Below are 19,842 nucleotides of genomic sequence, written 5' to 3' on the forward strand. Positions count from 1 at the left end.
AACGGGCCTGGCCCCCGGGGCGCCGCCGTCGAAGCGGCGCCCCGGGCGTTTGATGCATCACTGGCGGCCGTAGGTATCGTCGAAGCGGACGATGTCGTCCTCGCCGAGATACGCGCCCGATTGCACTTCGATCAGTTCGAGCGGCATCTTGCCCGGGTTCTCCAGGCGGTGCGAGACGCCGAGCGGGATGTAGGTCGATTCGTTTTCGGACAGCAGGAACGTTTCGTCGCCGCGCGTGATGCGCGCGGTGCCGCGCACGACGATCCAGTGTTCGGCGCGGTGGTGATGCATCTGCAGCGACAGTTGCGCGCCCGGCTTCACGACGATGCGTTTCACCTGGAAGCGCTCGCCCATGTCGACCGAGTCGTAGTGGCCCCACGGGCGATGCACCTTGCGGTGATCGGTGGCTTCCGCGCCGCGTTGCGCCTTGATGCGGCCGACGATTTTCTTCACGTCCTGCACGCGCGACTTGTCCGCGACGAGCACCGCGTCGGGCGTTTCGACGACGACGAGGTTCTGCGTGCCGACGCAGGCGACGAGCCGGCTTTCCGAATGCGCGAAAGTCGATTCGGCGCCTTCGAACAGCACATGGCCGCGGCCGACGTTCTGCGCATCGTCCTTCGGCGAGATCTGCCAGATCGCGTCCCACGACCCGACGTCCGACCAGCCGGCGTCGAGCGGCACGACCACGCTTTCGCACAGTTGCGGCAGGCTCGCGAGCGGCTCCATCACCGCGTAGTCGATCGAGTTCGACGGCGACGCGGCGAACGCCTCGCGATCGACACGGAAGAAATCGCCGTCGTCCTTGCCCTGGGCGACGGCCGTTTCGCACGCGGCGTAGATCGCCGGCTCGAGCTGGCGGATCGCCTTCAGCCAGACCGACGCGCGCACGATGAAGATCCCGCTGTTCCACCAGTATTCGCCCGATGCGACGTACTGCTGGGCGAGTTCGAGGTGCGGCTTCTCGACGAAACGGTCGAGGCGGCGCACGTCGAGGCTGCCGGTCGCGGCGTCGCCGAGCGGCGCGCCCACGCGGATGTAGCCGTAGCCGGTCTCCGCGTGCTTCGGCACGATGCCCATCGTCGCGATCTTGCCTTGCGCGGCGCAGTGCACGCCGGCCGCGACCGCTGCATGAAAGCGCGGCAGGTCGGCGACCGCGTGGTCGGCCGGCATCACCGTCATCACCGCATCGTTGCCGCCGGCGACGAGCCGCAGCGCAGCCAGCGTGAGCGCGGGCGCGGTGTCGCGGCCGAGCGGCTCGAGCATGATCGTCGCGCGCTTGGCCGTCAGGCGCAGCTGTTCGGCGGTCGTGAAGCGGTGATCCTCGCCGCACACGATCAGCACGTCGTCGTTCAGCGGATGGTCGGCCGCGAGGCCGTCGAGGCGCAGGGCGGTCGACTGCAGCAGCGAATGGTCGCCGAGCAGGCCGATCAGCTGTTTCGGAAAACGTTCGCGCGACATCGGCCACAGGCGTGTGCCGGAGCCGCCGGCAAGAATCACCGGTTGCACCGCGAGGCGCGTGCCGGCGGCGGGGGCGGCGGAAGAAGCATGGCGCGTTTCGGCTGCCACGGCCGGAGCATTCATGATGGCACTCTCCACGGTTGAAGTCAGTGCCTGTCGTTGTAGCATGAAGTAAATCGACAATAAAACCGGGCCCATTGCCTGATATTCATCGGGCATTCATCTGGAAAAATTTTCCGCGCTAGCATCGGATGCAAATAAAAAAATAAAAAATAATTCCGTGCGCCGGCGGCTGGAGCTTGTCTGTAAAGGGATTGAGCCGAACGTAAAGTTTCCGAAAAATTCTCGATTTCAGATCGATTCGGGAAAACGTGCCGAATTAATTCAAAAAGTTCGCGGCAAGAATTTCCGATTATTTTTCGAAATACTTGTGCGCTTGAGGGGGGATTTTCTTGTCGCTTCAATAGCGTCATGCAACGTTTGAATCGAAGGTGCGGCACGGGTCGCACGAGGAGCTGTTCGGCAAACGCCTGTTCAAAGAGGAAGCAGACATGTTGAGCGTGCTGGCGAGAGTCATCGATATCGCGATGGTCGTAGCGGGGGCGCTGATCGCCGCCGCGCTGCACGACGGCAGTATCTGGCTCAACGACCTGCAGCGCACGACGGTGCTGTTCGACTGCCTGCTCGTCGTCGTGTTCTTTCCGGCCATCGGCATTTACCAGTCGTGGCGCGGCAAGCGTCTCGTCGGGCTGGTGGGCCGGGTCGCGTTCGCGTGGCTCGTGGTCGAGCTCGCGGGCATCCTGATGAGCTTCAGCTTTCACCAGTCGGGCGAGCTGTCGCGGCTCTGGCTCGGCTACTGGGCGCTCGTGACGATGGCGCTGCTCGCCGGCTCGAAGACGTGCGTGCACGTCGTGCTGCGGCAGCTGCGTCGCGGCGGCTACAACCTGAAGGCGGTCGCGATCGTCGGCGGTACGCCGGCGGCGCGGCGGCTGATCGCGCAGATGCGGGCGCGGCCGGAAGCCGGTTTCAACCCGGTGTGCGTGTACGACGAAAGCGAAGCGCCGGGCGAAGTGGCGCTCGACGACGTGCGCATCGAGCGGCAGTTCGAATCGCTGGTGTGGCTGGTGCGCAGCCGCGCGATCAGCGAGCTGTGGCTCACGCTGCCGATCACGGAGGAGCGCCGGATTCACCAGATCGTGACGGTGTTCCGCCACGACTTCGTGAATATCCGCTTCATCCCGGACGTGCGCACGCTGTCGTTCTTCAACCAGGAAGTGGTCGAGGTGCTCGGCGTGCCGGCGATCAACCTCGCGGCGTCGCCGATCACCGACGTGCGGATCCTGCCGAAGTTCGTGTTCGACCGGCTGTTCGCGCTGGCGGCGCTCACGGCGCTCGCGCCGGTGATGGTGCTGATCGCGGCCCTGATCAAGCTGACGTCGCGCGGGCCGGTGTTCTTTCGCCAGAAGCGCAAGGGCATCGACGGGCACGAGTTCGAGATCTACAAGTTTCGCTCGATGAAGGTGCATCAGGAAGTGGCCGGGCAAGTCACGCAGGCGACGAAGAACGACACGCGCGTGACGCCGGTCGGCCGGTTCCTGCGCCGCACGAGCCTCGACGAGCTGCCGCAGTTCATCAACGTGCTGAAGGGCGAGATGTCGGTCGTCGGCCCGCGCCCGCATGCGCTCGCGCACGACGACATCTACAAGGATCTGGTCAAGGGCTACATGTTCCGCTACCGGATCAAGCCGGGCATCACCGGGTGGGCGCAGATCAACGGCTATCGCGGCGAGACCGACCAGATCGAGAAGATGATGGGGCGCGTGAAGCTCGATCTGTACTACATGCAGAACTGGTCGTTCTGGCTCGACATCAAGATCGTCGTGCTGACGCTCTGGAAAGGCTTTACCGGCAGCAACGCGTACTGACGCGCCGCGCAGGCGTTCCGGTTTTACGAATTTCGAATCATTGGTCACGAGGTCCGACACATCATGAATCTGACTATCATCGGCAGCGGTTACGTAGGTCTTGTCACCGGCGCCTGTCTCGCCGACATCGGGCACGACGTGTTCTGTCTCGACGTCGACCAGGCAAAGATCGACGTCCTGAACAACGGCGGCGTGCCGATCCACGAGCCGGGCCTGAAGGAAGTCATCGCGCGCAACCGCGCGGCCGGCCGCCTGCGCTTCTCGACCGACGTCGAGGCCGCGGTCGCGCACGGCGATGTGCAGTTCATCGCGGTCGGCACGCCGCCCGACGAGGACGGCTCGGCGGACCTGCAGTACGTGCTCGCCGCCGCGCGCAACATCGGCCGCTACATGACGGGCTTCAAGGTGATCGTCGACAAGTCGACGGTGCCGGTCGGCACGGCCGAGCGCGTGCGCGCGGCGGTTGCCGAGGAGCTCGCGAAGCGCGGCGGCGACCAGATGTTCTCGGTCGTGTCGAATCCGGAATTCCTGAAGGAAGGCGCGGCCGTCGACGATTTCACGCGTCCGGACCGCATCGTGATCGGCTGCGACGACGACGTGCCGGGCGAGCGCGCCCGCGAACTGATGAAGAAGCTGTACGCGCCGTTCAACCGCAACCACGAACGCACGCTGTACATGGACGTGCGCTCGGCCGAGTTCACGAAGTACGCGGCCAACGCGATGCTCGCGACGCGCATCTCGTTCATGAACGAGCTGGCGAACCTCGCGGACCGCTTCGGCGCGGACATCGAGGCCGTGCGCCGCGGGATCGGCTCCGATCCGCGCATCGGCTATCACTTCCTGTATGCCGGCTGCGGCTACGGCGGCTCGTGCTTCCCGAAGGACGTCGAGGCGCTGATCCGCACGGCCGACGAGCACGGGCAGGCGCTGCAGATCCTGAAGGCCGTGTCGTCGGTCAACGCGACGCAAAAGCGCGTGCTCGCCGACAAGATCGTCGCGCGTTTCGGCGAGGACCTGACGGGCCGCACGTTCGCGATCTGGGGCCTGGCGTTCAAGCCGAACACCGACGACATGCGCGAAGCGCCGAGCCGCGAGCTGATCGCCGAGCTGCTGTCGCGCGGTGCGCGCATCGCCGCGTACGACCCGGTCGCGCAGCAGGAAGCGCGCCGCGTGATCGCGCTCGATCTCGCCGATCACCCGAGCTGGCTGGCGCGCCTGACCTTCGTCGACGACGAGGCGCAGGCCGCGCGCGACGCCGACGCGCTCGTGATCGTCACCGAATGGAAGATCTTCAAGAGCCCCGACTTCGTCGCGCTCGGCCGCCTGTGGAAAGCGCCGGTGATCTTCGACGGTCGCAACCTGTACGAGCCGGAGACGATGAGCGAGCAGGGCATCGAGTACCACCCGATCGGCCGGCCGGGCTCGCGCCAGGCCGTCGCCGCCCGCGTGCCCGGCGCCGCGCGCGCGAGTGCGTAACCCGTTTCCCGTCACTCGTTACGAGGCGCCATGTTCCGGAACATCCTGATCGTCTGCCACGCGAACGTCTGCCGCAGCCCGGCAGCGGAAATGCTGTTCAAGTCGCACGCCGCGTCGCGCGGCGGCCCGCGCCCGACCTTTCACTCGGCCGGCGTGCACGCGAATGACGGCGACGGCATCGATCCGGTGATGCGGCAACTGCTCGCCGAGCGGGGCGTCGATGCGACGACCCACCGCTCGCGGCGGCTGTCGCGCCGGCTGGTGCGCGACGCCGACCTGATTCTCGTCAGCGAGCGCGGACAGATCGCGGCCGTCGAATCGGTCGATCCGTTCGCGCGCGGCAAGGTCCACCTGCTCGGCAAGTGGGAAGGGGCCGAGATTGCCGACCCGCACGGCGGCCCCGAGGCCGACTACCGCGAGAGCTACTCACTGATCGAACGTCTGGTTCAAGGATGGCTACAGAAACTATGCTGAAACGCCCGATGCGCCCGGTGGCGCTTGCCGTCGCGCTGACGACTTTCCTGTCGGCCTGTGCAACCGCTCCCGGCAACTACCTCGACTCGTCGAACCTGAAGGACGAAGGCCGGCAGCAAGCCGCCGAAACCTATCCGGTGCATTACATCGACGCCAAAGTGGTGATGGACCAGCTGCAGAAGGCGCAGGTCGACCATCCGCTGCCGCCGGGACGTTACACCGACCCGTCGCAGTACACCTATCGCGTGGGCCCGCAGGACATCCTCGGCGTCACCGTGTGGGACCACCCCGAGCTGACGACGCCGCAGGGCCAGTCGTTCTCGAGCGGCGGCAACACGACGCAATCGGTCGCGGGCGCGCTGCAGCAGCCGTATACGACCGCGCTGCCGGGCCAGGCCGATCCGTATGGCCAGACGGTGGGCGCCGACGGCACGATCTTCTTCCCGTTCGTCGGCCGCGTGCGCGTGGCGGGCAAGACCGTCGCGCAGATCCGCGACGAGATGGCGTCCGGCCTGTCGCGCTACGTGAAGAATCCGCAGCTCGACGTGCGCGTGCTGTCGTTCCGCAGCCAGAAGGTGCAGGTGACGGGCGAGGTGAAGCAGCCGGGCCCGCTCGCGATGAGCGACGTGCCGCTGACGCTCGTCGACGCGATCTCGCGCTCGGGCGGCTCGACCAACGAGGCCGACCTGCAGCGCGTGCGCCTGACCCGCGACGGCAAGCTCTACACGCTCGACGCGAACGGCGTGCTCGATCGCGGCGAAGTCAACAAGAACGTGATGCTGCAGGCGGGCGACATCATCAACGTGCCGGACCGCAGCGACAGCCGCGTGTTCATCATGGGCGAGGTCAAGACGCCGGTCACGGTGCCGATGCTCAAGGGCCGGCTGACCATCGCCGACGCGCTGACCGCGGGCGGCGGCATCCTCGACACCGACGCGAACCCGCGCAAGATCTACGTGATGCGCGGGATGCGCGACAACCCGACGAAGCCCGAAGTGTTCCGTCTCGACATGACGCAACCCGATGCGCTGATGCTGTCGAGCCGCTTCCCGCTTCAACCGCTCGACGTCGTCTACGTCAGCACGGCCAGCTCGGTGCAGTTCAACCGTGTGCTGCAGCAGGTGCTGCCGACGATCCAGACGATCTTCTACATGCGGCAAATCACGCGCTGATAGCCCGCCGGGGCGGCGCCTCCGCCCCGGCACCACTCAAGCGGGAACGAATGGTGAACACGCAAGCGAAACACTCCTACGCGGATCTGTCCGTGAAAACCGAGGAAGAGGACGTCGTCCTCGGCCAGTTGCTCCAGGTGATCATGGACGACATCTGGCTGCTGCTCGGCATCGCGGTGACGGTCGTCGCGCTCGCCGGCCTCTACTGCTACGTGGCGAAGCCGGTGTACCAGGCCGACGTCCACGTGCGGGTCGAGAGCAACGACAACACGTCGCAGGCGCTCACGCAGACGCAGACCGGCGCGACGATCAACACCGGTCCGCAGCAGGCGCAGACCGATGCGGAAATCGAGATCATCAAGAGCCGCGGCGTCGTCGCGCCGGTGGTCGATCAGTTCAAGCTGAATTTCTCGATCGCGCCGAAGACGCTGCCGGTGATCGGCAGCCTCGCCGCGCGCCTCGCGACGGCGGGCGTGCCGTCGCGGCCGTGGCTCGGCCTGAAGTCGTATGCGTGGGGCGGCGAAGTCGCCGACGTCGATTCGATCAGCGTCGTGCCGGCGCTCGAAGGCAAGAAGCTGACGCTGACGGCCGGCCCGGACGGCACCTATTCGCTGGTCGACCCGAACGGGACGCGGCTGCTGTCGGGCCATGTCGGCGAAGCGGCGCAGGGCGGTGGCGTGACGCTGCTCGTGCAGAAGCTCGTCGCGCGCCCCGGCACGCAGTTCACGGTGGTCCGCTACAACGATCTCGACGCCATCAGCGGCTTCCAGGCCGGCATCCAGGTGACCGAGCAGGGCAAGCAGACGGGCGTCGTGCAGATCTCGCTCGAAGGCAAGGACCCGGACCAGACCGCCGCGATCGCGAACGCGCTCGCGCAGTCGTACCTGAACCAGCACGTGGTCGCGAAGCAGGCCGAGGCGACCAAGATGCTCGACTTCCTGAAGGGCGAGGAACCGCGCCTGAAGGCCGACCTCGAACGCGCGGAAGCCGCGCTGACGCAGTACCAGCGCACGTCGGGCTCGATCAACGCGAGCGACGAGGCGAAGGTCTACCTCGAAGGCAGCGTGCAGTACGAACAGCAGATCGCCGCGCAGCGCCTGCAGCTCGCGTCGCTCGCGCAGCGCTTCACCGATTCGCACCCGATGGTGATCGCGGCCAAGCAGCAGCTCGCGGAACTGCAGGGCGAGAAGGACAAGTTCAGCAACCGCTTCCGCAGCCTGCCGGCCACCGAAGTGAAGGCCGTCCAGCTCCAGCGCGACGCGAAGGTCGCCGAGGACATCTACGTGCTGCTGCTGAACCGCGTGCAGGAACTGTCGGTGCAGAAGGCCGGCACGGGCGGCAACATCCACCTCGTCGATTCGGCGCTGCGTCCGGGCGATCCGGTCAAGCCGAAGAAGGTGCTGATCCTGTCGGCGGCCGTGTTCCTGGGCCTGATCCTCGGCACGGGCGTGGTGTTCCTGCGCCGCAACCTGTTCCAGGGCATCGAGGATCCGGACCGCATCGAGCGCACGTTCAACCTGCCGCTGTACGGGCTGGTGCCGCAAAGCGCCGAGCAGGTGAAGCTCGACGCGGCGGCCGAGAAGGGCGGCGGCCGCGCGCGGCCGATCCTCGCGAGCCTGCGTCCGAAGGATCTCAGCGTCGAGAGCCTGCGCAGCCTGCGCACCGCGATGCAGTTCGCGATGATGGACGCGAAGAACCGCGTGATCGTGCTGACGGGCCCGACGCCGGGCATCGGCAAGAGTTTCCTGACGGTCAACCTCGCGGTGCTGCTCGCCCATTCGGGCAAGCGCGTGCTGCTGATCGACGCCGACATGCGCCGCGGCCTGCTCGACCGCTATTTCGGCCTGACCGCGCAGCCGGGCCTGTCCGAGTTGCTGAGCGACCAGGCGCCGCTCGAGGATGCCGTGCGCGAAACGCCGGTGCAGGGCCTGTCGTTCATCGCGGCCGGCACGCGTCCGCCGAACCCGTCGGAGCTGCTGATGTCGTCGCGCCTGCCGCAATACCTCGAAGGGCTCGGCAAGCGCTACGACGTCGTGCTGATCGATTCGCCGCCGGTGCTGGCGGTGACCGACGCGACCATCATCGGCCGCATGGCCGGCTCGACGTTCCTCGTGCTGCGCTCGGGCATGCATACCGAAGGCGAGATCGCCGATGCGATCAAGCGCCTGCGCACCGCGGGTGTCGACCTGGAAGGCGGGATCTTCAACGGCGTGCCGCCGAAGGCGCGCGGCTACGGCCGCGGTTATGCGGCCGTGCATGAATACCTGAGCGCCTGATCCGTCTGGCGCGTAACCGGGCGGGCGGCGCGTGCTGCCCGCCCGGCCGACTGGAGAACCATCGATGAAAATTTCCGTGCTCGTTCCGACCTACCGGCGTCCCGCCGACCTCGCGCGCTGCCTGCTGGCGCTGCAGCGCCAGCAGCGGCTGCCCGACGAGGTGATCGTCGTCGCGCGCCCGGAGGACGACGCCACGCACGAGCGGCTCGCCGATCCGGCGGTCGGCGGCGCGCTGCCGCTGCGCGTCGTGCCGGTCGACGTGCCGGGGCAGGTCGCCGCGCTGAACAAGGGGCTCGATTCCGCGACCGGCGACATCGTGGCCATCACCGACGACGATGCGGCGCCGCATCGCGACTGGCTCGCCCGCGTCGAAGCGGTATTCGAGGCCGATCCGCGCGTGGGCGCGGTCGGCGGGCGCGACTGGGTCCACGAGAAAGGCCGCGTGCTCGACGAATCGCGCGAACGCGTCGGCCAGCTCACGCTGTCCGGCAAGATCGTCGGCAATCATCACCTCGGCGTCGGCGGCGCGCGCGAAGTCGACATGCTGAAAGGCGCGAACATGAGCTACCGCCGCGCCGCGATCGAGCGGCTGCGCTTCGACACGCGGCTGCGCGGCGCCGGTGCGCAGGTGCACAACGACATGGGCTTCAGCATGCGCGTGCAGCGCGACGGCTGGACGCTCGTCTACGACCCGGCGATCGCGGTCGATCATTTTCCGGCCGAGCGTTTCGACGACGACCGGCGCGATGCCGCGTCGCTGAATGCGATCAGCAACGGCGCGTACAACATGCACCTGATCCTGCGCGAGCACCTGCCGCCGCTGCGGCGCGAGATCGCGTGGTGGTGGTGGACGCTGGTCGGCACGCGCGTCTACCCGGGCTTCGCGCACGTGCTGCTGTCGCTGCATACGGCGAAGCGCGAGCGGATCCGCGAGCACTGGCGCGCGGTGCGCCGTGGCGCGCGCGATGCCCGCCGCGCGAACCTTGCCCCCCACCATGCGGCGATGCCGCCGGTGACGTCTTGAACGGCCCGCGCGCCTCGCGCGCGGCCACCCCCGGAGGGCTCGCATGACTGCAACGAACGTCCACGTCCATCTGTTTTACGGCGCCGATCCGCGTACCTACCGGAAAGGCGAGAACATCGGCTGCCTGTACGGCTATCACCACGCCGAATCCGACGAGTTCCGGCTGACCTATTCGCAGGACGGCGGCGAGAACCGCGTCGCCAGCCTTGCACGCCGCGCGCTGAAGGCGGCGCTCGGCTTCGACGTCGTGCATGCGTGGCGCAATCGCGCCGCGCTGCTGAACACCGACGTGATCTGGACGCATACGGAACAGGAGCATCTGGCGGCGGCGCTGGTCCTCAAGCTCGCCGGTACGCGGGGCAAGCGGCCGCTGCTGCTCGCGCAGAGCGTGTGGCTGTTCGACAAGTGGGACAGTTTCGGCGGTCCGCGCCGCTGGCTGTACCGCAAGCTGCTCAAGCGCGCCGACGCGCTGACCACGCTGGCGCGCGACAACGCCGAGCTGTGCCGTCGTTATCTCGGTCGCGAAGCCGAGTTCGTCTACTACGGGCTGAACACCCAGGATTTTCCGCCGGCCGAGCCGCGGCAGTGGACACCGAACCAGCCGCTGCGGATCGCGGCGATCGGCAACGACCGCGACCGCGACTGGCGCACGTTCCTCGCCGCGTTCGGCGGCGACGCGCGCTACGACGTGCGGCTCGCGACGCGCCGCCGCGTGCCGCGCGAGTGGCATGCGCCGAACGTGAAGATCGGCTCGGCGTCGGGGCTGGCGAAGCAGCACGAGCTGTACGCGTGGGCCGACGTGATCGTCGTGCCGTTGCGGCCGAATTTCCATGCGTCGGGTATCACCGTGATGCTCGAGGCGGCGGCCGTCGGCAAGCCGATGATCGTGTCCGATGTCGGCGGGCTCAGCGACTACTTCCCGCACGATACGGCCGCGTATGTGCCGGCGTTCGATGCACCGGCGATGCGCCAGGCCGCGGACCGCTTCGTCGCCGATCCGGCGGCGGCGCTCGACTGCGCGCGGGCGGCCGCCGCATGCCTGCGCGATCGCGACCTGACCACGCAGGCGTTCGCCGAGCAGCACGTGCGGATCACGCGCGACATGCTGCGCCGGCGCCGCACGCCGGCCGCCGCGGGGCTGGCGATGCCGCTCGCCGATTCACGCCCGTCGTCGCGGTGAGAGCGGATCGATGAGTACGATTGCCGCCGAGCGCGCACCGTCGCCCAAGCGCAGCCGGCTTCCCGAGCCGAAGCACTGGGTCGGGCAGGCCGCGCTGTGGTCCTTCACCGCCGCGCTGATCGCCGTGCATCAGGGCAAGGTGCTGACGCTCGCGTTTCCGGTGCTGGCCATCGCGGTCGGCTTCTGGCTGTATTTCAAGAGCCCGGCGCGCTATGTCGGCTTCATGTGGTGGGTGTGGTTCCTGAGCCCCGAGGTGCGGCGGCTGGCCGACTGGTCGAAGGGCGCGTTCACGCCGACGAGCCTGATCCAGGTCGCGCCGCTCGCGGTGACGATGATCGCCGGCTTCGGGCTGATCCGGCATTACCGCGTGCTCGCGCAGCGGCGCGGGATTCCCGTGCTGCTGATGCTGTTCGGGCTCGCGTATGCGTATCTCGTCGGGATCGTGTCGAGCGGCGTGATGGCCGCGACCTACGACCTGGCGAACTGGGTGTACCCGGTGCTGATCGGCTTTCACATCATGGTCAACGCGCGCGACTATCCCGAGTACCGCGACGTGCTGCTGTCCACGTTCATGTGGGGCATGCTGGTGATGGGCCTGTACGGCGTCGTGCAGTACTTCGTGATGCCGCAGTGGGACGTGCTGTGGATGATCGGGTCCGACATGGGCTCGCAGGGCGAGCCGGTGCCGTACGGCGTGCGCGTGTTCAGCACGATGAATTCGTCGGGGCCGTTCGCGTTCGCGATCATGGGCGCGCTGGTGTTCGTGTTCGCCGCGCCGCAGAAGATCCGCTGGTTCGCGGGGGCGACCGGTTTCGTGTCGTTCGCGCTGTGTCTCGTGCGCTCGACGTGGGGCGGCTGGGTGATCGCGCTCGCGATCCAGCTCGCGCAGTCGAACAACCGCCTGCGGATGCGGATCCTCATCAGCGGCGTCGTGCTGGTCGGGCTGTGCGTGCCGCTCCTGACCGTCGGGCCGGTGGCCGACCGTCTCGGCGCGCGCCTGCAGTCGATCACGAACCTGAAGGACGACCGCAGCTACGACGACCGCAACAAGTTCTACGCCACCTTCGCGCAGACGGCGTTTACCGACGTCGCCGGCGAAGGAATGGGCGCGACGGGCGCATCCACGAAGCTGTCGAGCGACAGCGGCGAGCTCGGCAAGTACGGCAGCTTCGACAGCGGCGTGATGAACGTGCCGTTCGTGCTCGGCTGGCCCGGCACGCTGCTGTATCTCGCCGGCGTCGTGATGCTGTTCGGCCGCACGCTGCGCGCGGCATTCCGGCTGCGCAAGGACAAGTTCGTCGGCGCGTGCCTGAGCCTGTGCCTGTCGACCTTCGCGATGCTCGTGTTCACGAACTCGCTGATCGGCACGGGCGGCCTGCTGATGTTCACAGCCATTTTTTCGATACTTGCCGCGGCGCACTGGCAAAAGGCGCAACGCCTGCTGGCCGCCGCGCGTTCACGGGGAGGCGACCATTGAGAATCGCGATCGTCACGCACGTCGTGCGACATAACGACGGGCAGGGCCGCGTCAATTACGAAATCGCGCGCGCGGCGCTGGCCGAAAACTACGAGGTCACGCTGGTCGCGTCGCATGTCGCGCCCGAACTGCTGGCCGACCCGCGCGTGCGCTGGGTGCCCGTGAAGGTCGGCGGCTTCTGGCCGTCGAATCTCGTCAAGCAGCAGGTGTTCGCGCTGAAGAGCGCGGCCTGGCTGCGCGCGCATCGCGGCGAATACGACGTGCTGCACGTGAACGGCTTCATCTCGTGGATCAAGGCCGACGTGAATACCGCGCACTTCGTGCACGGCGGCTGGTTCAAGAGTCCGTACTATCCGTTCGGGCCGACGAAGGGCATCTGGTCGGCTTACCAGTACGTCTATACGCGCGTGAACACCACGCTCGAGCGCTGGGCGTACCGGCGTTCGCGCGCGATCACGGCCGTGTCGCAGAAGGTGGCCGACGAGATTGCCGGGCTCGGCATCGACAGCCGCAAGATCAGCGTGATCTACAACGGCGTCGACGGCAGCGCGTTCGCGCACGCGCAGGCCGACCGCGCGGCGTTCAAGCTGCCGGACGACGCGTTCCTGCTGCTGTTCGTCGGCGACCTGCGCACGCCGCGCAAGAACCTCGGCACCGTGCTGAAGGCGCTGACGAAGCTGCCGGCGAACGTGCATCTGGCGGTGGCCGGCTATCTGCCCGGCAGCCCGTATCCGGAAGAGGCGCGCGCGCTCGGCATCGATGCGCGCGTGCATTTCCTCGGCCTCGTGAAAAACATGCCGACGCTGATGCGCTCGGTCGACGCGTATGTCTTTCCGTCGCGCTACGAAGCGATGAGCCTGTCGCTGCTGGAAGCGATGGCGGCCGGCTTGCCGGTCGTCACCGCGCGCACGGCGGGCGGCGCGGAGATCATCACGCGCGAATGCGGGATCGTGCTGGAGGATCCGGACGATCCGGCCGCGCTCGCGCAGGCGATCGGCTCGCTCGCGGCCTCGCGCGACACCTGTCGCGCGATGGGCGACGCGGCCCGCGAACTGATGACCCGTTTCGGCTGGGCGCACATGGGTGCCCAGTACGTCGCGCTTTACCGGCGCATCGGCCAACCCACGCAGCCGTCCGCCTTCGAGCGGGTCGAGCATGCAGTCACGCAGGAGCAGTCGTGATGTCCCAAACTTCCCGGCCGATCAAATCGTTGCAAATCGGCATGCACTGGTTCCCCGAACGCGCGGGCGGCCTCGACCGGATGTACTACTCGCTCGTCGGCGCGCTGCCGGGGGCCGGTGTCGAGGTGCGCGGGCTCGTTGCCGGCTCGCCGAAGGTCGCCGACGACACGGGCGGCGCGATCCAGGGCTTCGGTCCCGCGTCGGAGCCGCTCGCGCGCCGGATGCTCGCCGCGCGGCGCGCGCTGCGCGACGAGATCCGCAGCGAACGGCCGGACGTGATCTCGTCGCACTTCGCGCTGTACACGTTCCCGGGGCTCGACGTCACGCGCGGGATTCCGCAGGTGTCGCACTTCCAGGGGCCGTGGGCCGACGAAAGCCAGGTCGAGGGCGCGGCGTCGCTCGGGCAGCGCGCGAAGCGCTATCTCGAACAGGCCGTCTATACGCGCTCGTCGCGGCTGATCGTGCTGTCGCAGGCGTTCGGCCAGATCCTGACGAACCGCTACGGGATCGATCCGTCGCGCGTGCGCGTGATTCCCGGCTGCGTCGACACCGCGCAGTTCGATACGCCGCTGACGCCCGCCGAGGCGCGGCACAAGCTGCAGTTGCCGCAGGACCGGCCGATCGTGCTGGCCGTGCGCCGGCTCGTGCGGCGCATGGGGCTGGAGGACCTGATCGACGCGATCGGTCTCATCAAGCAACGCCACCCGGACGTGCTGCTGCTGATCGCCGGCAAGGGCAAGATCGGCGAGGAACTGCAGCAGCGCATCGACGCCGCCGGGCTGCAGGACAACGTGAAACTGCTCGGCTTCGTGCCCGACAACCATCTCGCGGCGCTGTACCGCGCGGCGACGGTCAGCGTCGTGCCGACGGTCGCCCTCGAGGGGTTCGGGCTGATCACCGTCGAATCGCTCGCGTCCGGCACGCCCGTGCTGGTGACGCCGGTCGGCGGGCTGCCGGAGGCGGTGGCCGGGCTGTCGAACGATCTCGTGCTGCCGTCGACGGGCGCCGATGCGATCGCGGAAGGGCTCGGCGGCGCACTGTCGGGTACGATCGCGCTGCCCGACGAGGCCGCATGCAAGCGCTACGCGCGTGACCATTTCGACAACGCGGTGATCGCGCGACGCGTCGCCGGCGTGTACGAAGAGGCGATCCAGGCGGCCGGCTGAACGCTCGCGGCGCGCAACCGGCGCGCCGACCAGGAAACCGGACCGGCGCAGGCACGTGGCCGGTGCGCGTGCCGGCCGCCCGACGCGGGTGCGCCGGCTTTTTTGCTCGATCCCGATGACCGGCGCGCATCACGCGCGCCTGAGCGTCGCGACCCATACGCCGAGCGCGGCGATGCTGACGGCCGCGCCGAGCACGCAGACGCCGGTCCATCCGGCGCGCGCATACATCATCGTCGACGCGATCGCACCGAGCCCGCTGCCGGCCGAGTAGAACAGCATGTAGCAGCCGACGAGGCGCGCGTGCGCATCGGGCCGCGCGCCGAGAATCATGCTCTGGTTGACGACGTGGACGGCCTGCCCGCCGACGTCGAGCAGCACGATGCCGACGATCAGCCACGCAATCGACGTGACGCCGAACGCGAGCGGCAGCCACGCGCACGCGAGCAGCGCGAGCGCGGCGCCGGTCGTCGCTTCGCCGCGCCCGCGATCCGAGAGTCGGCCCGCGCGGGCGGCGGCCGCCGCGCCCAGCGCGCCGACTAGGCCGAATGCACCGATCTGCGTATGCGACATCGCGTGCGGCGGCGCGCTCAGCGGCAGCACGAGCGCGCTCCAGAAGATGCTGAACGCCGCGAACATCAGCAGCGCGATCGCACCGCGCACGCGCAGCACGCGTTCATCGCGCAGCAGCGACATCATCGACCGCAGCAGCGCCGCATAACCGATGCGCTCGCGCGGCGCGTCCGTGTCGGGCAACAGCCGCGACAGCACGGCGAGCATCGCGATCGCGAGCGCCCCCGACACGAGGTAGACGGCCCGCCAGCCGGCGAGATCGGTGACGACGCCGGCCAGCGAACGCGCGGCCAGCAGCCCGACTACGACGCCGCCTTGCGCGGCGCCCACCACGCGCCCGCGTTCGCCGGCGCCGGCGAGCGCGGCCGAGCACGCGATCAGCCCTTGCGTCATCGCGGTGCCGAGCAGCCCGACCGCGACCATCCCCGCGAGCAGCGCGATGCGCGTCGGCGACGCGGCGACGCCGATGCAGGCCGCCGTCAGCAGCAGAAGCTGCGCGGTGATCAGGCGCTTGCGGTTCAGCAGGTCGCCGAGCGACACGACGAACAGCAGCGCGAGTGCGCAGCCGAGCTGCGTCGCGGTGATCACGCCGCCGACGGCGGCCTGCGACACACCGAAATCGCGCGCGATCGAATCGAGCAGCGGCTGCGCGTAGTAGACGTTCGCGACGCTCGCCGCACAGCAGACGGCCAGCCACGCGACGCGCGCCGAGGACAGGCGGCTGCCATCGGCCGCATGCGTTGCACGGGGCGGCACGTTCGATGCCGCGACGCCGGAATGACAGGAAGACTCCATGGGTTCCCTTGCGCAAAGTAGTTGCAAATTAAAACTAGTATGAAGTGTAGGAAAAGTAGTTTTAAAATGCAACTTGTTGTGCGGCGGGCGACGGGCCCGCGCACGGATGGCACGAGGGTGGAGAGGAACATGGCCAGGCAGAAAAGTCTTGCGGATTCGCAGTGCCCGGTGGCGCGGGCGACCGATATCGTCGGCGATCGCTGGGCGTTGCTGATCGTGCGCGATGCGTTCGACGGCGTGCGCCGGTTCGGCGATTTCCGCGCGAGCCTCGGCGTCGCGAGCAACATCCTGTCCGACCGGCTGAAGATGCTGGTGGACGCCGGCGTGTTCGACGTCGTGCCGGCGTCGGACGGCACCGCGTATCAGGAATACGCGCTGACGAAAAAGGGCGAGGGGTTGTTTCCGGTGATCGTGATGCTGCGGCAATGGGGCGAGGCGAACCTGTTCGCCCGCGGCGAGCCGCATTCGGTGCTGGTCGATCGCGGCACGGGGCGTGCGATCCGCAAGTTCGCGCTGCGCCACGAGGACGGCCGGCCCTTGAAGGCGGCCGAGACGGTCGTGAAGAAGATCGGCGACGAAGCGGGCGCGACACGGCGGTGAGCGCGCTGCGCGGCGGCCAGCCGGTCGGCTGGACTGCCGCGATCGTCGTTGACCGGAGCCGCGTCGCCATGACCCGTCCGCCGGATGCCGCGGGTTACCGGCGGCTGCTCCAGTGCGATCCCGGCGACGCGTGAGCACACGCGTTCAATCGGCCGCCGGCATTGCCCGATGCACGGGCGCCGCGCCGCGATGCGCATTGGGCCGCACGCGCGTCGCGAGCAGCGCGGCCGCGACCAGCAATGCGACCGATACGGCCGTTTCGATCCGCAATCCGTCCACGACCTGCCGCGCGCCGCCGCCGCCCGCGAGCGCGCCGAACGCCGCGACACCGATCGCGCCGCCGGCTTGCCGCGCGGTATTCAGCACGGCCGATGCGATGCCGGCCCGCTCGGGCGCGACGGACGCGAGCACGGCCGTCGTCATCGCGGGCACCGCGAACCCCATCCCCGACGGAATCAGCAGGAACGGCACGAGCAGCGCGGCGAGCGGCGTCGACGCATCGACGAAGTGCAGCGACCCGTAGCCGAGCGCGGCGACCAGTGCGCCCGCTAGCATCGGCCGTCGCGGGCCGTGACACGCGACGACGCGGCCGCTCGCGAGATTCGACAGCAGAAAGCCGCCCGTCAGCGGCAGGAACGCCAGGCCGGCCTGCAACGCCGTTTCGCCGCGCGCACGCTGCAGGTAGAGCGCCAGCACGAATACGGTGCCGTAGTACGTGAGGTTCACGCAGATCCCGAACAGCACGGCCGCGCTGAACGTGTGATGGCGAAACAGCGACAGCGGCAGCATCGGCGTGGCCGTGCGCGATTCGATCGCGACGAAGGCGAGCGCGGCGAGCGCCGCGAATGCGAAGCCGCCGGCAACGACCGGGTGCGCGATGCCGAGCGGCCGCCATTCGATCACGGCGCCGGTCAGCGCGGTCAGCATCGCGATCGCGATGAGCTGGCCGCGCAGGTCGAGCGCGCGGACCGGGCGCGATGGCGCGGCCTGCGCGTGGCGTGCCGGCACCCAGGCCAACGTGGCGGCAAGCCCCGCCGCGCACAGCGGCAGGTTCACGAGGAAGATGCCGCGCCAGCCCCACGTGGCGGTCAGCAGGCCGCCGACCACCGGGCCGGCGGCGATCGAGACCGACCCGGCCGCCGTCCACCCGCCGACGGCCCGTGCGCGCAGGTGCGGGTCGTGCCGGCACGCGTCGTTCAGCAGCGCGAGCGAATTGGGCAGCATCGCTGCGGCGCCGATGCCCTGCCACGCACGGGCCGCGATCAGCATCGCGGGCGCGCGTGCGGCGCCGCACGCGAGCGACGCGAGTGCGAACAGCGCGAGGCCCGCGACGTACAGGCGGCGCGCGCCGAAGCGGTCCCCGAGCGCCCCGCCCGACAGCATCAGCACCGCGAACGCGAGCGTGTACGCATCGACGATCCACTGCAGCCCGGCGACCGGCAGATGCAGGTCCGCCGCGAGAGGCGCAAGCGCGATGTTGACGATCGTCACGTCGAGCTGCGTGACGACGAAACCGATGCTGACGGTCGCGACGACGCGGGCGAGCGCGGGCGGGAAAGCGGAGGCGGGGGTGGTCGTATCCATGCGTCCATCGTAGGACGCGGCGGACGGGCGATGTTTCAGCGGGAGGTGAAGCGTCGATACGCAGGCCGACGCGGCGGCGTCGTTCCTGCTACGCGCGTCGAGGCGTGTCCGGCGAGGCCGATGCGTTCAGTGCCGTTCGCCGCGCCAGCGTCCGGGCGCGACGCCGAAGCGCTTCGTGAACGCATGCGTGAACGTGCTCTGGTCCGCGAAGCCGACCATGCCCGCGATGTCGACGAGCGCATGCCGGCCGTCGGCGAGCAGCACGACCGCCGCGTCGAGCCGCAGCCGCTGCAGGTAGCGATGGGGCGTTTCGCCGAACGCTTCGACGAACAATTGATGGAACCGGCGCATCCCGTAACCGCAGTGCGCGGCGAGATCGGCGATGCGCAGCGGCTCCGCGAGCCGTGCGCGCAGCCAGCGGTCGATGCGCGCGAAATCGAGGCCCGACGCGGGCGCGGCGATGCCGGCGTCGTCGAGCAGCGCGTCGCACAGGCGCGCGGCGGCCTGCCACTGGAAGCGGTGCGCGGCGGCGTGCCGTGCGTCGCCGGCCGGCGCATCGTGTTGCACGGCGGCGGCCGCGACCTGCGCGACGAGCGACGTCAGCGCCGGGTCGATCGATACGGCGCGCGCCTGGTCGAACAGCCGCTGCGGCACCGCGAGCGATGCCGCGGGCAGGTCGATCACGAGCTGACGATTGTCGCCGAGGCCCGCGTAGTCGTGGCGCGCGCCGGCCGGAATCAGCCAGGCCGCGTGCCGGTCGATGCGCTGGCCGATCCCGTCCACCGCCATCACCATCGCGCCATCGACGCCGAGCACGACCTGGTGGAAGTCGTGCACGTCCGACGCTTCGCACGTGTCGTAGCGGCGCAGCGCGATGGCGGGGGAGGCGATGCGTTCCATCGGAAGGAAACGGCCGGGTGCGCGATCAGACGTCGAGCAGTTCGACTTCGAACACGAGCGTCGCATTCGGCGGAATCACGCCGCCTGCGCCGCGCGGGCCGTAGCCGAGTTGCGGCGGGATCGTCAGCCGGCGCACGCCGCCGACCTTCATGCCCTGCACGCCTTCGTCCCAGCCCTTGATGACCATGCCGCCGCCGAGCACGAACGCGAACGGGTCGTTGCGGTCCTTGCTCGAATCGAATTTCTGGCCGTCGGTCAGCCAGCCCGTGTAGTGGACGCTGACGGTCTTGCCGGCTTGCGCTTCCGTGCCGGTGCCTTCGGTCAGGTCTTCGTATTTGAGACCCGATTCGGTCGTGATGACAGACATGACTTCTCCTGAAAGAGGGTTGCGTAAAACCGCTATTGTAGGCGAGCGCGCCGCGGGCCGGCGCGGGTGGTTTTCGCGGCGCGGCGTGCGGTGCGGGAGCGGCGATGGACCATCCTCGCCGCGCTCGCCCGAAACACGATTGGAACGCGCGTTTGAATGGTTGCGCGGGCCGCCTCGCCGCGGTTGCACCACGCGGGTGCGCCATGCGTATGAA

The 19,842-nt window shown here is 68.8% G+C and carries 17 protein-coding genes; 12 read left to right on the top strand and 5 right to left on the bottom strand.

Annotated features, from left to right (window positions below):
• Positions 1 to 57 precede the first annotated feature (57 nt).
• On the bottom strand, positions 58 to 1,584 hold the full coding sequence (locus WJ12_RS24265) for a mannose-1-phosphate guanylyltransferase/mannose-6-phosphate isomerase (RefSeq protein WP_034185694.1): 1,527 nt from the start codon (positions 1,582 to 1,584) through the stop codon (positions 58 to 60).
• Positions 1,585 to 2,012: 428 nt separating this feature from the next.
• On the opposite strand from WJ12_RS24265, the gene WJ12_RS24270 reads away from it, so the two are divergent.
• From WJ12_RS24270 to WJ12_RS24315, 10 genes are all read left to right on the top strand, one after another.
• Positions 2,013 to 3,386, top strand: coding sequence for an undecaprenyl-phosphate glucose phosphotransferase (locus tag WJ12_RS24270; protein ID WP_034185967.1), 1,374 nt, complete (start codon positions 2,013 to 2,015; stop codon positions 3,384 to 3,386).
• A gap of 63 nt (positions 3,387 to 3,449) precedes the next feature.
• On the top strand, positions 3,450 to 4,862 hold the full coding sequence (locus WJ12_RS24275; protein WP_059558449.1) for a UDP-glucose dehydrogenase family protein: 1,413 nt from the start codon (positions 3,450 to 3,452) through the stop codon (positions 4,860 to 4,862).
• A gap of 30 nt (positions 4,863 to 4,892) precedes the next feature.
• Complete coding sequence (locus WJ12_RS24280; protein WP_034185696.1) at positions 4,893 to 5,336, top strand: low molecular weight protein-tyrosine-phosphatase; 444 nt, start codon at positions 4,893 to 4,895, stop codon at positions 5,334 to 5,336.
• On the top strand, positions 5,330 to 6,508 hold the full coding sequence (locus WJ12_RS24285; RefSeq protein WP_034185697.1) for a polysaccharide biosynthesis/export family protein: 1,179 nt from the start codon (positions 5,330 to 5,332) through the stop codon (positions 6,506 to 6,508). The genes WJ12_RS24280 and WJ12_RS24285 overlap by 7 nt, the downstream gene beginning before the upstream one ends.
• 50 nt (positions 6,509 to 6,558) lie before the next feature.
• The gene (locus WJ12_RS24290; RefSeq protein WP_034185698.1) at positions 6,559 to 8,784 is read left to right on the top strand and encodes a polysaccharide biosynthesis tyrosine autokinase; all 2,226 of its coding nucleotides are present in this window, start codon (positions 6,559 to 6,561) and stop codon (positions 8,782 to 8,784) included.
• 64 nt (positions 8,785 to 8,848) lie between these two features.
• Positions 8,849 to 9,808: a glycosyltransferase family 2 protein gene (locus WJ12_RS24295; protein ID WP_059558447.1), complete on the top strand. Its 960-nt coding sequence runs from the start codon at positions 8,849 to 8,851 to the stop codon at positions 9,806 to 9,808.
• Between the two features lie 43 nt (positions 9,809 to 9,851).
• Positions 9,852 to 10,988, top strand: coding sequence for a glycosyltransferase family 4 protein (locus WJ12_RS24300; RefSeq protein ID WP_034185700.1), 1,137 nt, complete (start codon positions 9,852 to 9,854; stop codon positions 10,986 to 10,988).
• Positions 10,989 to 10,998: 10 nt separating this feature from the next.
• Positions 10,999 to 12,465, top strand: a complete 1,467-nt coding sequence (locus tag WJ12_RS24305; RefSeq protein ID WP_059558445.1) for an O-antigen ligase family protein — start codon at positions 10,999 to 11,001, stop codon at positions 12,463 to 12,465.
• On the top strand, positions 12,462 to 13,646 hold the full coding sequence (locus tag WJ12_RS24310; protein ID WP_034185702.1) for a glycosyltransferase family 4 protein: 1,185 nt from the start codon (positions 12,462 to 12,464) through the stop codon (positions 13,644 to 13,646). The genes WJ12_RS24305 and WJ12_RS24310 overlap by 4 nt, the downstream gene beginning before the upstream one ends.
• On the top strand, positions 13,646 to 14,812 hold the full coding sequence (locus WJ12_RS24315; RefSeq protein ID WP_034185968.1) for a glycosyltransferase family 4 protein: 1,167 nt from the start codon (positions 13,646 to 13,648) through the stop codon (positions 14,810 to 14,812). Before WJ12_RS24310 ends, WJ12_RS24315 begins: the two co-directional genes overlap by 1 nt.
• Positions 14,813 to 14,941: 129 nt before the next feature.
• On the opposite strand, the gene WJ12_RS24320 is transcribed toward WJ12_RS24315, so the two are convergent.
• On the bottom strand, positions 14,942 to 16,177 hold the full coding sequence (locus tag WJ12_RS24320) for an MFS transporter (protein ID WP_059558442.1): 1,236 nt from the start codon (positions 16,175 to 16,177) through the stop codon (positions 14,942 to 14,944).
• Between the two features lie 129 nt (positions 16,178 to 16,306).
• Between WJ12_RS24320 and WJ12_RS24325 the strand changes: the two genes are divergently transcribed.
• Together WJ12_RS24325 and WJ12_RS36085 are read left to right on the top strand one after the other, a co-directional pair.
• On the top strand, positions 16,307 to 16,777 hold the full coding sequence (locus WJ12_RS24325; RefSeq protein ID WP_059558440.1) for a winged helix-turn-helix transcriptional regulator: 471 nt from the start codon (positions 16,307 to 16,309) through the stop codon (positions 16,775 to 16,777).
• On the top strand, positions 16,774 to 16,911 hold the full coding sequence (locus tag WJ12_RS36085; RefSeq protein WP_156810502.1) for a hypothetical protein: 138 nt from the start codon (positions 16,774 to 16,776) through the stop codon (positions 16,909 to 16,911). Before WJ12_RS24325 ends, WJ12_RS36085 begins: the two co-directional genes overlap by 4 nt.
• A 10-nt stretch (positions 16,912 to 16,921) precedes the next feature.
• On the opposite strand, the gene WJ12_RS24330 is transcribed toward WJ12_RS36085, so the two are convergent.
• The 3 genes from WJ12_RS24330 to WJ12_RS24340 form a co-directional block, all read right to left on the bottom strand.
• Positions 16,922 to 18,361 (bottom strand): MFS transporter, encoded by a 1,440-nt coding sequence (locus tag WJ12_RS24330; protein ID WP_059558438.1) that lies wholly within the window; start codon positions 18,359 to 18,361, stop codon positions 16,922 to 16,924.
• Between the two features lie 126 nt (positions 18,362 to 18,487).
• Positions 18,488 to 19,261, bottom strand: a complete 774-nt coding sequence (locus WJ12_RS24335; protein ID WP_034185705.1) for a helix-turn-helix transcriptional regulator — start codon at positions 19,259 to 19,261, stop codon at positions 18,488 to 18,490.
• Positions 19,262 to 19,286: 25 nt separating this feature from the next.
• Positions 19,287 to 19,628 carry an FKBP-type peptidyl-prolyl cis-trans isomerase gene (locus tag WJ12_RS24340; RefSeq protein WP_034185706.1) on the bottom strand — a complete coding sequence of 114 codons (342 nt, stop codon included), beginning with the start codon at positions 19,626 to 19,628 and terminating at the stop codon, positions 19,287 to 19,289.
• Positions 19,629 to 19,842: the final 214 nt, after the last annotated feature.

The organism is Burkholderia seminalis, from assembly GCF_001718535.1.
GTDB classification, from domain to species: Bacteria; Pseudomonadota; Gammaproteobacteria; order Burkholderiales; family Burkholderiaceae; genus Burkholderia; species Burkholderia seminalis.

Coding starts and splice junctions, on each gene's coding strand:
- WJ12_RS24295 (WP_059558447.1), top strand. CDS start 8,849: ATGAAAATTTCCGTGCTCGTTCCGACCTACCGGCGTCCCGCCGACCTC.
- WJ12_RS24305 (WP_059558445.1), top strand. CDS start 10,999: ATGAGTACGATTGCCGCCGAGCGCGCACCGTCGCCCAAGCGCAGCCGG.
- WJ12_RS24285 (WP_034185697.1), top strand. CDS start 5,330: ATGCTGAAACGCCCGATGCGCCCGGTGGCGCTTGCCGTCGCGCTGACG.
- WJ12_RS24275 (WP_059558449.1), top strand. CDS start 3,450: ATGAATCTGACTATCATCGGCAGCGGTTACGTAGGTCTTGTCACCGGC.
- WJ12_RS24340 (WP_034185706.1), bottom strand. CDS start 19,628: ATGTCTGTCATCACGACCGAATCGGGTCTCAAATACGAAGACCTGACC.
- WJ12_RS24265 (WP_034185694.1), bottom strand. CDS start 1,584: ATGAATGCTCCGGCCGTGGCAGCCGAAACGCGCCATGCTTCTTCCGCC.
- WJ12_RS24320 (WP_059558442.1), bottom strand. CDS start 16,177: ATGGAGTCTTCCTGTCATTCCGGCGTCGCGGCATCGAACGTGCCGCCC.
- WJ12_RS24270 (WP_034185967.1), top strand. CDS start 2,013: ATGTTGAGCGTGCTGGCGAGAGTCATCGATATCGCGATGGTCGTAGCG.
- WJ12_RS24280 (WP_034185696.1), top strand. CDS start 4,893: ATGTTCCGGAACATCCTGATCGTCTGCCACGCGAACGTCTGCCGCAGC.
- WJ12_RS24330 (WP_059558438.1), bottom strand. CDS start 18,361: ATGGATACGACCACCCCCGCCTCCGCTTTCCCGCCCGCGCTCGCCCGC.
- WJ12_RS24315 (WP_034185968.1), top strand. CDS start 13,646: ATGTCCCAAACTTCCCGGCCGATCAAATCGTTGCAAATCGGCATGCAC.
- WJ12_RS24300 (WP_034185700.1), top strand. CDS start 9,852: ATGACTGCAACGAACGTCCACGTCCATCTGTTTTACGGCGCCGATCCG.
- WJ12_RS24290 (WP_034185698.1), top strand. CDS start 6,559: ATGGTGAACACGCAAGCGAAACACTCCTACGCGGATCTGTCCGTGAAA.
- WJ12_RS24325 (WP_059558440.1), top strand. CDS start 16,307: ATGGCCAGGCAGAAAAGTCTTGCGGATTCGCAGTGCCCGGTGGCGCGG.
- WJ12_RS24335 (WP_034185705.1), bottom strand. CDS start 19,261: ATGGAACGCATCGCCTCCCCCGCCATCGCGCTGCGCCGCTACGACACG.